The sequence below is a fragment of the Antarctobacter heliothermus genome (assembly GCF_002237555.1).
Classification (GTDB): Bacteria; Pseudomonadota; Alphaproteobacteria; order Rhodobacterales; family Rhodobacteraceae; genus Antarctobacter; species Antarctobacter heliothermus_B.
In genome coordinates this window covers 34,724-46,756 of sequence record NZ_CP022542.1, presented here as the reverse complement: position 1 = coordinate 46,756, position 12,033 = coordinate 34,724, and the positions used below count along the sequence as shown (strand labels likewise).

Annotated in this window: 8 protein-coding genes; 1 reads left to right on the top strand and 7 read right to left on the bottom strand. The window is 62.6% G+C overall.

Annotation, left to right across the window (positions count from 1 at the left end; genetic code table 11):
- Positions 1-186 precede the first annotated feature (186 nt).
- The 7 genes from ANTHELSMS3_RS24585 to ANTHELSMS3_RS24555 form a co-directional block, all read right to left on the bottom strand.
- Positions 187-3,528 (bottom strand): ubiquitin-activating E1 FCCH domain-containing protein, encoded by a 3,342-nt coding sequence (locus tag ANTHELSMS3_RS24585; RefSeq protein WP_157733655.1) that lies wholly within the window; start codon positions 3,526-3,528, stop codon positions 187-189.
- Between the two features lie 389 nt (positions 3,529-3,917).
- The gene (locus ANTHELSMS3_RS24580) at positions 3,918-4,289 is read right to left on the bottom strand and encodes a lasso peptide biosynthesis B2 protein (RefSeq protein WP_254694994.1); all 372 of its coding nucleotides are present in this window, start codon (positions 4,287-4,289) and stop codon (positions 3,918-3,920) included.
- Between the two features lie 46 nt (positions 4,290-4,335).
- Complete coding sequence (locus tag ANTHELSMS3_RS24575) at positions 4,336-4,614, bottom strand: PqqD family protein (protein ID WP_094037651.1); 279 nt, start codon at positions 4,612-4,614, stop codon at positions 4,336-4,338.
- Positions 4,615-4,998: 384 nt separating this feature from the next.
- Positions 4,999-5,772 carry a hypothetical protein gene (locus tag ANTHELSMS3_RS24570; RefSeq protein WP_094037650.1) on the bottom strand — a complete coding sequence of 258 codons (774 nt, stop codon included), beginning with the start codon at positions 5,770-5,772 and terminating at the stop codon, positions 4,999-5,001.
- A 470-nt stretch (positions 5,773-6,242) separates the two neighbouring features.
- A complete protein-coding gene (locus ANTHELSMS3_RS24565) occupies positions 6,243-8,066 on the bottom strand; it encodes an asparagine synthase-related protein (RefSeq protein WP_198319978.1) in 1,824 nt (607 codons plus the stop codon).
- A 65-nt stretch (positions 8,067-8,131) separates the two neighbouring features.
- Positions 8,132-9,802, bottom strand: coding sequence for an ABC transporter ATP-binding protein (locus tag ANTHELSMS3_RS24560; protein ID WP_094037648.1), 1,671 nt, complete (start codon positions 9,800-9,802; stop codon positions 8,132-8,134).
- Entirely contained in the window at positions 9,799-10,971 is a 1,173-nt protein-coding gene (locus tag ANTHELSMS3_RS24555; protein ID WP_094037647.1) for a nucleotidyltransferase family protein, read from the bottom strand. The genes ANTHELSMS3_RS24560 and ANTHELSMS3_RS24555 overlap by 4 nt, the downstream gene beginning before the upstream one ends.
- Positions 10,972-11,269: 298 nt before the next feature.
- Between ANTHELSMS3_RS24555 and ANTHELSMS3_RS24550 the strand changes: the two genes are divergently transcribed.
- Complete coding sequence (locus ANTHELSMS3_RS24550; protein ID WP_094037646.1) at positions 11,270-12,013, top strand: glycosyltransferase family 2 protein; 744 nt, start codon at positions 11,270-11,272, stop codon at positions 12,011-12,013.
- The last annotated feature ends 20 nt before the right edge of the window (positions 12,014-12,033 follow it).

The window sequence follows — 12,033 nt, the reverse complement described above, 5'->3', positions numbered from 1 at the left end:
TTTCCTTCAAAATCGTAGAGATCGACTACGGCAGGGATGCTGTTACTGAACAGTCACACCAATGCTGCGCCTGCAACACAGCGGACGTTGCAGGCGCAGCATGAAATTGCAAGCCCGAATGTTTCACTCATCGAGTGCTGCATACGGCTTTAAATCTGACGTAGATCAGTATTATTTATAAATCTTTCAGATACTTCCGTGACGGACCTCATCCATTTCCACAAAGACATCGTAAAGGTATCGCGTGTCGCGGTTCACATCGATCTCAATGTCGAACGTCAGGTAGTGACGCTCACCTGTTTGGTCTGTCCACGTCGAAGCCCCTTCCTGGTAGACTTGGTCAATAAAGTGCTGTTGCGCATGGCGTACGTTGACAACACAGAGAGAGTTCGGAATGTGCGAGTGGTTGTCGAGCAGTGTAAACGTCCCGCTGGAAACATCATAGTCAAACGCGAACTCACCGATCGACCGTCCTACATTTGAAGTTGCGATCACACGAAGCACCCCCCACCGCGTCTTCTGGTCAATGTTCCCACCACCGAAAGCCCGATACTTGACAGGAAATCGGTAGAATCGTTGCCCGTTTGAACTGCCCGTCCAGATACGCGAGCGTAGCAGTAACTGGTCGCCGATGCCGCATTGCGGTTTGGTCGCGGCCTCGATCGTGTCCACCTCCTCCTGAAGGGTCACGATGCCGCCGGACACATATGCCTCCAACGACGTTCCTTCGATACCCTTTCCGTCAAGTCCCGTAAGAGCAAAGCTATCTTGTGCCGCCGACTGTACAACGTAGTAGATTCGATTGATGTCGGTCATCCCGTCGACACCGTCGATCCAGATAACGTCCCCATTCTGATAGCCATGCCCCGGGCAGGTCACCACTGCCGGCGATGTCTGCGCGATTCCGGTGATGGTGTTGTAGGGGATGTCCAGTGCCAGCTGGCCGCTACTGCCGAAGGATTGGAATGCAGTACTGTCTACCCCGTCCAACATCACTGTGAATTCATTGACCACGGTTACTGCTCGGGTTGTTCCGTTCAGCTCAACCATGCCCTCGATGTCTGATAGCAGAACCTCGTCACCTGTCCGCAGACGATGCGGATAGAGCGTCGTGACCTCGGCCGGATTCGCCTGGCTGATCGCCTTGATCTCGGACAAAGCCACCCGCGTGCGGTATTGCCGGACCGTCGGGACATTGGCACGCAGCCCCCGCATCACCGTTGCGTCAAAATTGTTGCTTTCCGTTGGGCTAAAATCTGCCCCCTCACGGTCGCGTGCACGGGTAAGGTCATCAACCATTATTTTCAGGTGATCGAGGGTGTACTGGCTTTCGTCCAGCCCCCCGACATCGCTTTGTTCAACGATGAACCGGCCTTCTTTACCAGCCCGAATTTTAGTGTGCGGTGCGCGCAGGCGGGTGATCCTCCGCGTAAATTCACCAGCCATCGCGTCGTACTCCGGCAGCAAAAGCGGTGCATTGGTGTTGCCTGAGACTTCGGCGTTTGCATGATGCACCACGCAATCCTCAACAACTTCGCCAAGGCCACGCAAATCGATACCGTAGAGCCCTGTGCGTGTCACACTATCGGATACTCGGCGGAACACCGGCCGGATGCAGGGATGACACTGGATAATCCCATCAGTGGAAATCCCCGTGATGTCTTCGAAAAGGATATCCTGTGCCCATACACTTGCGTCGAGGTGGCGTACGTCTTTGGCCACGCAATTCTTGACATGTACGTGACGCGATCCTGTAGTGATGACTGGCGCGTAACGCAGCTTTTCCAGATCCACGCCATCATAGACGAAACGATCGCAAGACACCGTCTTAACCCCATCGGAGAAGTTTGGAGACCAACCCGGCGCGGGACCACTAACCTTACCGTCTCGCATTGAACTGTCGCACAGGCGGCGGAAGTCCAGTTGCACTGCGGCGGTCATCTCCATGTGCAATCCCTTAATATGAGCGGAGGCACGCTCGTAACAGGTGACCGTGGTGGCTACCGCTGTGGCAAAGAAAAATTCCAGCGGCTGGTCTAGGAACAAGGTCGCACCCTCTATCCGCGCAATGCGGCGCACACATTGCTTGTCGTAGTTCCAGCCTGTCTCGACCCGCGTATCCGTATGAATATGCAGCAGATCTCCGACCTCCATGCCGGTGCTGTCGAGAACTTCGATGAACCGGTCATGGCGGGCTACTTCAGCCGCGAGCATAGTTTCGCAGGCCACGGCTGCGCCAATCCCCATGTTGTTTGTAAAGTACAACTTCGCCCCACGCTCGCCAATCCAGCGCAAGCAGGACCCGCGGGCGAGTTCGATATCCTTCAACGCCCCTCCGAGCGTATAGGTACCACTGCCGAAACGAACTGGCAGATCCTCAGAAATCGCGCTAGCGCTCAGAGCTCCGAGAGCGGAGCCGCAATCCTCTCCGCTGTCGACCACACCAAGAGCGTCGACGGGAAAAACTCCATTCGTCGGTACGACGTACAGCTTGTTGCCCGCGACGGTCAGATGGTGGTCTGTCACCAAAGGTGATGCAACGGTGTAAGCGTAGCCCTCCCGACGCGTACGCAACACCAAGCCCGGTGCGAATTCCTTGGTCTCCGCTTTCAGGGCGGTCACATCGTCAAAAATAATCTCCCCCTGCCAGCCAACGAAAGTCCCCTGCCCCGCATCGTTGCGATAGAGTTGCAGGCCAGGTCCGGTGGGCACAAAGAAAGCATCGCCATCCGCAGTGCCCGCAAGACCTGCATTCACGCTGTCGTAGGTGTTCGAGCCCGCCACCAACGCTGGGACAACATCGAGGTTGACCGGTTGCGTGACAGAGACAAGGTCGGTCTTGGCCTTCGCCTGAGCCAAATCCGCATCATTCTCCGGCGATACCACGCGGCGCCATCCGGTCAGCCCTGGCAGGTTCGTGTTGCCGTCGTCATCGAAAGAAAAAATCGTACCGCCGGCAAACACCATCGTCCCAGCGGAAAAACTCTCGCCCCGGGCGACGGCATGTTTGAAGCAACCCAAGTCGGTATAACGCGTTCCGGTCTGGCAGAATTTAACTCCGCCCGCGCTCATCAGTTGCGGCACGCTTTCTTCAGCGGGCATCACTTTGTACTGGATATCAGTCGAACAGATGAGGATTTTCTGCCCCGGCCGTACCGGGTAGCGCCCAGTCACCTCTTGATAGGATAGGAAAACGTCATCCCGCAGCTGATCAGTAGAGTTGTACTCGTCCAATTCTTGGGTGCGCAGGTGGGATCCCACAAAGACATTATCGGCACTGTACAGAATGTCGCCCTGCGGGCTCTCGATCTCAACCCGGTATTCGCCATCCTGAACGTAGCACAGGTCGAAATATCCCAAAGCATCCGACTTCATGTCCGAGACACGCATGATGGTCAGATCCGGATCTTGGTACGCCGGCGCGTTGCTTGCGGCCCCCTGAAGATAGATTTTTCGAATGGCGTCCTGCACGGGCGCATCCGAGGCATCGAGGGCGCGGTTGGCAGCTTCGTGGTTGAATAGACCCATGCTGTCGTCTCCTGTGTGATCCAAGGGAGCAACCCACGACCATGCCAAGACAGGCAGGGCGCGAGCGGCAAGACTTGCTCCGTCGGCACCGAACGGCGCAGACGGTCACAGAGAAAATCCAGTGGTCAAGTTAATACGGCCTCTCACCACCGCGCGTTGCGCGGCGTCGGGATCAAGACGGGTCTGTTAAGAAGTTCAGCGCCAGCCAAGGCTGCGATGTGTGAGGTCTCCACCCTGTCAGACTTTGCGACCCTCAGAAATCTTGGTGAAATTCCTGCTTTGCAGACCGGGTGGCACTTCAACTTGGCCGCAACATTTTAAGCCATCTCGCGCGACCTGAACGCACGCTGTCTACACGCAACTGAGCATCACAATACACCTCACGCGGCTCAGGCTGCGGGAAAGGCGTTATAACGCGCCACGTTGCCACCCGTCACCGTGATCCCGTGGCTGAGCAGCCAGGCGTGTGCCTCGAATTGTGCGCCCTTCTGGCGGGGCACGCCGATCACCAGCCGACTTTCGATCCCATGGCTCGCCAGCCATGTTCGGGCTGCCAGCGCCTGAACGAGGCAGTCGCTACGCCACGGGACGTAGCGGGCCGCCACCGCGACGGCCCAGGCGGTGCGCTCGATGATGCGGCGCTCAGCGTCACTCAGCGGCGGCCAGGGGGCTTGCGGGTCGCCGATGCACGTGGCCCGTGCCAAGCTGCCCCTGCGCGTCCGCAGCCGCGCCTGGCCCAGCAGCGCGGCGGCCCGGGCCACATCCGCCAGGCGGCGCGGCGTGACCTTGCGCAGGGCCCGCAAACGCTCAGCCCTCTTGCGCGACGATCAGGGACTGGGCGTCAAGATCCGTCATCACCGCCACGACATCGCGGCGCAGCACCTCTTCGGGGACGCTGTATTCCGCCACCAGCGTGGCGCAGAGCGTCTCTACCGAGGCCCCCTCGCCAAGAAGCGCCCACATGTGGGCGCCGACCGGGTTCAGGCCGTAATAAGTGTCCGTCTTGAAGCTGAGCAGGACAAGTTCATCGCCGGTCTGGGTCGACACCACATCGGGATGGGTTTTGTAAAACGTGTTGTGGTCCATCTGGAAGGGCCTCCGGGCAGCATGGGAGTGAGTCAGGGAAAAGGGTAGCGGGAACGAGACCGCAAACTGCTATCAGGTGGCAGGGCCGCAGACAATCTGCGTGCCCCCGCCCGGTATGAGCGGCGGCCTCAGCCCACGTCGTGGTAACGCGCGGCAAAGTCCGCGAAATACCTCACGCCCCGGCGCCTTCTTTATAGCCTCTCGCGCGATGGTCTCGAGCGGGGTGGCCCGGTCGATCCGGGACAGGCAATGTCGGTCCAGATCCAGCTGGGCGTGATCGTGCGGCGCAACGACTAGGCATAGGCCGCTAGGCGGGGACCTGACCTGACCATCACGCCCCAGCTGGTGACGGAATATGTTACTTAGTTATTTAGTTACTTATACTTATTCGTTTCGATCGGCGGGACCGGCTGCTTCATTCTGCCCAGCCTCCAACAGGATGGCGCCGATTTTCTCGATGACCTCGGGCAGGCAGGCATAGTCGCGCGGATAATCCAGCATGAAGCCGGGTACCGCTGCGGCGACGGCGCTGGCCGCGGATAGGCGGGCATGCGCTCCCTTCGGGTCCGACGGGTCCAGCGCGAAGGCTTGCCCGATCAGGGTCATGCAGAGCCGAGAGGCGGTGAGCGCCGTCGCCGCTGCGGTGCCGACGTCCCCGCCCAGCACAAAGACCGCGCGCAGGCGGCACGGCAGGGTCGGATCCGCCATATTACCGGGGTCGAAACGGTACTTGTCTAGGTAATCCGCCACCGGCGAAAGGCCGGCCGGCGGCTCGGGAAACAGCTGCTGCAGCGAATCCGGCAGCAACCGCAGGCTGGGGTAGGTCGCCTGGGCTGTGATGCCCGCGCCATCGGGCCGCAGCACCAGCGCGTCGTCGCCGTGAAAGTCCCAGCCAGCGGCCCGCAGTGCCGCAGAGAGGGTAGATTTACCGCGTCCGGAGTCCCCTACTAGGCAGATGCCGTCGTCGCCACGGGACATGAGGGCGCCGTGCACGACCAGCGGGGCGTCCTCTGCGATGAGACGCGGCAGCAGGACGTCCAGGACAAAATGCTCGAGCGTGTGTGGGGACAGGCCGGGGACAAGGGGAAAGACCTGGATGGTATTAGATGGCGGCGAAACTTCCGCGACGGCCAAGTTGAGGAAATTGACAATCAGCACGCCGAAATCGTCGACTATACGGGAAACCCGTAAAGAGTTTTGCGGATCAGACCAAGAGGGTACCGCGCACGGAGAAGATGCGGGCAAATCTCCAGAGATGGCCACCCGCCACCCGTGACGGGCGCAGAGGGCTTTCAGCGGCCCGACACACTCAGAGGTGGTGCGCGGTGCGCCGCTGCAAACATCCCCGAACATCGACCGATGTGTTCAGACCCTGCCGATCAGCACCTGTTTCTGTTTGGGTTGCCGGAACAACCGCTGCCGGTCGTGGTCTCGGTTTGGATTTGCTGTGAACCGCTCGCGGTCAAAACTGCGACCTCACCAAAAATCTCAAGGCTCGGCGTAACATAGGTTTTCCGCATGTTTTGTTCACACGCACAGGCTTCGTTGGAAATTTCACTCATTATTTTCTACCTTGGTTGGCGCCTGACTCGAATATATGCTCGCGATACCATACCGCTCTGTGCAGTTCAATGCCGGTTCATCTTCACCCAGACATCAAGAAACACGATCCTGCTCCAAAGGCCAAGATTCCAGGCGTTGTCACGGTCACACAGCAGCGGCGCGACGTCGCTTCGGACCATGCGCTGCGTAAATTCGTGGCAGGACAGCACAGCGTGACCGAGATCCGGTGAGGCAGCGAAGAGCGCCTTGTTGAAATCGTACCCGTGATGATCGCGGAACCGGTTCCAGCGGATGGCATCGGGCAGGCGTCCGGCCATCGCGCGACGCAGGAGATACTTGCGGAATCCCTCCCGGAAAAGCTGCGTTTCGGGCAGGGACAGGATGAATGACAGCAAACGGATATCGCAGAACGGGTCGCGCGGCTCGATTCCCTGGGCAGCCGCGGTCCGGTCATAGCGTTCCCGTCCGACGATCATGTTCGGCGAGGTCATCCCGGCCGCACGGTGCGCCACCTGGTCTAGGTCGTGTGCCTTGAGATGCGCCACAAGGCGCGCTCGGCGCCCCGCCAGGTCATGTTTGGCAATCAGCTCCGGCGCCGCGAGGCTCTGTTCGATATGGCGATGTTCACGGCGGCGGTCGCGCAGGGCAGTCAGCGGGGTGCGCTGCCGGCGGATCGCCGGCGGCACCAGCAAGCCCCACCCCGCCTGGGCGAAGGTCAGCCAGAAATCCCGTCGTCGCCCTGTCTCGAGCGACGTGTCGCGGGCGATCCGCGGGATATCGCGGATCCTTCTCTCAGCCAGGGCGTGCCTCAGTACGTTTCCCTGAGAAAACGCCGTATCACCACCGACCCCGTCCAACATGACTTTCACGCCCGCCCGTGCAGCAGTGATGTAGACGGCGGCGATCATCGTCATATGTCCGTCGAACGGATCGTCTAGGTCGTCGATCCAGGCCCGCAGTGCCGGTAGCAGCGCGCCGAGATCGTCATGCCGGACGGCGGTCGGGGCGATGTCCGGCAGGCCCATGGCCGCCGCCACAAGCCGCGTCTCAAGGCGGCTGACATCGGGGCCGGTGCCCGAAAACGTCGGCAACGGCCCCCGACCATCTTCGGCTAGCAGACCCGCCGCCACCGCGGCGACTGAGCCCGAATCCATCCCCCCGCTTAGCATCGCACCGGGTGTCTCGGGGCTGCGCAGCCGGGCGCGCACCGCCTGCGTGAAGACCTCGGTGAAGGCCTCGGCATATTCAGCATCCGAGGACAGGCGCAGCGGCTGCTCCGGTTCGAGCCGCCAGGTGCGCCGCAGCCTCAGGTCATCTGCGTCCACCATCAGACAATGCGCAGGCGGCAGGCGCAAGACCTCCTCGAAAAAGGTCACCTCGTCATCCACCGGCTCGAGCTGGAAATCGAGGAAATCCAGCACCCGCGCCTCGTTCAGCCGCTTCGGCACGGTCTCCAGCGTCACCAGCGCGCGGGCGTCGGTGGCAAAGGCAAAAAGCCGACCGGGCTGGTACGTGTAGATCAGCTGCCGCATGCCCATGTGATCGCGCGCGCAAAAGACCGCGTTGCGGCGCGGGTCGCGGATCGCAAAGGCAAAATCCCCCAGCAGGTGATCAACGCAGTCCTCACCCCAACGCAGGTAGGCCTGCAGGATCAGCGCGCCGTCACCGATAACGCCCCCGGCCCGGTCCAGCCCCAGCGCCGTCAGCAGCACCTCCCGGTTGTCCAGACGCGCGTCGGCGGTGATCACGCAGCCGGTGTCCCCGTGCCGCAAAGGCAACTGCTCCAGCGCCGCCTCGGGGGTGGTGACAAGGCTGGCATGTCCCAGCGCCACCGCCCCGTCCTGCCAGACCTCTGCCCCGTCCGGCCCGCGGCGGCGCAGTCGCGCCATGACCGGCGCCAGCGGATCCGGCGGCAGCGCCGCGCCGCGCAGATCCCACAGTCCGCATATGCCGCTCATGCCGTTCCCTCCCCGGTCGGGCCACTGCCCACTGGTACGATACGGCCCGCTGCCAGACGCACCGTCATGTCCGCCAGCGCCAGACTGGCCGGGCGGTGGGTGATCAGGACCACCGTGCGTCCCGCCAGCGCATCGCGCGCCGAGGCGACAAAGGCCGCCTCTCCCTCGGGGTCGAACATGGCGGTCGGCTCATCCAGGATCAGGATCGGCGGGTCCTTTACCAGCGCGCGGGCCAGCGCGATCCGTTGCCGCTGTCCCCCCGACAGGCGCACCCCGCGCGACCCCACGGTGGTGTCGAGCCCATCGGGAAGCGCGCGGATGAAATCCTCCGCGCGGGCCAGTTCGATGGCACGCAGCAGCGCCGCCTCGGACACGTCGGGCCGTCCAAAGACGATATTGTCGCGCAGGGTGCCGTCGAACAGCAGGGTCTGCTGCGGCACCACGCCGATCAACCCGCGCAGCGCCGCGAGGTTCAGGTCGCGGAGGTCGGTGCCATCCAGCAGCACCCGCCCGGCGTCCGGCTCGTTGAAGCGCAGGATCAGATCGACCAGCGTGCTCTTGCCCGCGCCGTTCTCGCCGGTCAGCGCCAGCACACGGCCCGCCGGCACGGTCAGGTTGACCTTCTCCAGCGTGCCCTTGCGCCCGGAATGGGCAAACGACACATCCTCAAAGCGGATCTCACCCGCGATGGTGTCGGGCTGCAGGCCCGAGATCATGTCCTCGGCCGGTTCATCCAGCACGCTTTCGAACCGTTCCAGCGCGCCGCGCGCGCCCTCGGTGCGGCCCCAGAACCCGGCCAGCCCCGAGATCGGCTCTGTCAGCAGCCCGGCATAGAGCAGCAGGCTGACCAGTTCAGCCACCGGCAGATCCCCAGAGCGCAGCCGATCCCCCGACAGCCACAGCACGACAATCACCGCCGCCGCCGCGACGAACCGCAACGCCGGGCCGATTGTCACCAGCATCCGCCCGACGCGGATCCCCAGATCCCGCTGGCGATGGACCAAATGGGCGTAGCGGGCTGCTTCGCGCGCCTCTTGGGAAAAGGTCTTGATCGCGGGCAGGATGGCCAGATTTTCCTCGGCCAGAGAGACCCCCGCACCATAGTTTTCACGCAGATCCCGCGACAGCGGGCGCATTCTGCGATAGGCCAGCTTGGTCATCAGGACAAAGACCGGCACCGCCATCGCCAGCGGCCAGGCCAGCGCGGGATCAAGGCGCAGCATCAGGAACAGCGCGCCGATTAGCGTCAGGACGGTGGGCACCAGCCCGATCAGGCTGGATGTCAGATAGTCTGCGATATTGTCCACGTCCCGGGTCAGCACGGCGACCTGATCGCCGGGCCGCTGGTTGTGGAAATACCGGACCGGCAGGCTTTGGAAATGGGTGTACAGCTGGGTGCGCAGATCGGCCAGAATGCGCTCGGCGGTGGCCATGATGGCGATGCCGCTAGCGATCCGCAGCGCCGTGCGCAGCGCAAAAAGCCCGATCAGGGCCAGGGCGATGGGGGCGATGCCGAAGTCGCCGCTGCCGATCAGACCGCCTGCCAGCTTGCCCCCCACCCACGGGATCGACAGCGCGGCGCCGGTTTCGATCAGCTGAAAGGCCAGCGCAACCGTCAGGCTGACCCGGTAGGGGATCCCGAACCGCAGGACTCTTGTCAGCTTCATAGATCAGTGCTCCCCTTCCGCGTCAGCGCCGCCACGCCGCGCAGGGCCCGCCGCAGGTACAGCTTGGGCAGGGGTTCAGGCCGCCCGGCATGGCCAAAAGCCTCGCGCATATACGCGGCGGGGGGAAAGGCGGTTTCCCACAGAAAGCCCAATCTCTGGCCCGTTCCGGGGGTGGCGGCCAGATTGGCCATCAGCCTGCCCGCGCGCCCTGCCCTGAGAAACCGCACCGGCGGCTCATCCGGCGGCGCCGCTTCAAGCGCTTGCAGCACCGGGGCGGGCAGGACCAGTCCGGCCCAGTCCCGCGCGGCGACCAGAGAGCCGTGGCAGATCCGCAAAAGTCCCTTGTCGCGGGCGCGCGCCACCAGAGTCTCCCAGTCGCTGTCCGAAAGGAACCGCGCGATCCTGACCATGTCCAGCAGCCAGATCAGGCGGTTTTCACTGAGATGGGATGTGCCCGTCACGGTGATCGGTTTGGCGATATGCATGAACCGATGATAACAGGCGAACAGCATCGCATCGACAAGACCGGGGCGCAGCAGCATCGGCGCAAGGCGGTCCAGCGGTTCGGCCCGCGCCCGCAATTCCGCATAGGGGAACACCCCCGCCAGCGCCGCGTGATTGTTCGTCTGGCGGTGCAGATCGATGACATGGTGCAGCCCGTGTCCGTCGTGCCTTTCATAAGAGCATTGCGACGAAACGATCTGCCCTCCGGGCGCAAAAGCCAACGAAAAGCCATGCGCCTTCAGGATCTCCTGGGAGCGGTCGTAATCCGCCTCGGCGACCACCACATCGGTGTCGCCCCGGGGCCGCAGGGTCGGTTTGTCATAAACCGAATAGGCCAGCGCCGTTCCCTTCAGGATCAGCGGCGCTATCCCGGCGGCGGCAAGATCCGGCGCAAGCCGGGTCAGGAGACGCCGGTGCGCCAGTTCCCAAAAGGCGTGCCCGCGCGCGATGTCCTGTATGCCCTGTGCAACCTCGTCCGGCAGGCGCGCCATCAGGGCCGCATCTTCGGCAAGCAGGCCGGCGACACCGTGATAGGCCACCCGGCTGATCAGCGCGGCGGTGTCCAGCGGCGGATGCCGCAGGCCATCCGGGGGATCCTTGCGCAGACTGGCAGAGATCCAGGCATCTGTTTCGGCCATCTCTGCCGAAAGGTCCGAATGGGTCATGCCGTTTCCCTTTCTGCGGCCTTGTCGCTTGAACGTGTTACGCTTTTTACTGCAAACAAGGGCTCATCTAGGCCATCTGGCGGGCAAACGCGATACGGCATCATGCGCCCCGCCATAGCCACGGCCCGACACAACCCGCCGACGTGCGCGGATCGCAGGCACCCGGAACGCGCCCAGGGGGGATTTGGGGGACATTTGGGCAAAAATTCGCGCTGCAGCGCAGAGCGAGACTTTGCCTTGCGCCCCGGAACGGGTAACCCCTGCCCTGTAGACACGTCTTTTTATAAAGGGGCCCCCTTTGCCCAAGATTTCCGTCGTCACGGCTGTTTTCAACCGTGAAAAGACCATTGCCGAGGCGATCGGCAGTGTCGCCGCCCAGGATCATCCCGACGTCGAGCACGTCATTCAGGATGGCGGATCGCAGGACGGCACGCTTGACGTGATCCGGGGCGCCGCCGGCCCCCAAGTGTCGCTGCAAAGCGCACCGGACGGCGGCATCTATGACGGCATCAACAAGGGCATCGCGCGCACCACCGGCGATATTGTCGGGCTGATGCATTCGGACGATCTGTTTGCCGCGCCGGATGTGCTGAGCACCGTGGCCAAGGCCATGGCCGACCCCGCAGTCGATGGCGTCTATGGCGATCTCGACTATGTGGCGGCCGATGACGTGACCCGCATCATCCGCAAGTGGCGTTCAGGGGCCTACGCGCCGTCCCGGCTCAGAACCGGCTGGATGCCGCCGCATCCCACGCTCTACCTGCGGCGCGCGGTCTTTGACACATGGGGGCTGTATGACACCTCTTTTCGCATCGCGGCGGATTATGACGCCATGCTGCGTTATCTCGCCAAGGGCGGCATTCGTCTGGCCTATGTGCCGGAGGTGTTTGTCAAGATGCGGGTCGGCGGCGAAAGCAACAAGTCGATCCGGAAAATCATCCAGAAGAGCGCCGAGGACTATCGCGCCATCAGGGGCAATGGTGTAGGCGGGGCTGGCACCCTCGCCATGAAGAACCTTTCAAAGATACAGCAGTTTTTTTGAGCCCCGATTTGAGCCAAGAC

Bases quoted from the DNA above. Each gene is read 5' to 3' on its own strand.
- ANTHELSMS3_RS24585 (WP_157733655.1), bottom strand. From the start codon at position 3,528: ATGGGTCTATTCAACCACGAAGCTGCCAACCGCGCCCTCGATGCCTCG.
- ANTHELSMS3_RS24560 (WP_094037648.1), bottom strand. From the start codon at position 9,802: ATGAAGCTGACAAGAGTCCTGCGGTTCGGGATCCCCTACCGGGTCAGC.
- ANTHELSMS3_RS24555 (WP_094037647.1), bottom strand. From the start codon at position 10,971: ATGACCCATTCGGACCTTTCGGCAGAGATGGCCGAAACAGATGCCTGG.
- ANTHELSMS3_RS24565 (WP_198319978.1), bottom strand. From the start codon at position 8,066: ATGGCGCGACTGCGCCGCCGCGGGCCGGACGGGGCAGAGGTCTGGCAG.
- ANTHELSMS3_RS24575 (WP_094037651.1), bottom strand. From the start codon at position 4,614: ATGGACCACAACACGTTTTACAAAACCCATCCCGATGTGGTGTCGACC.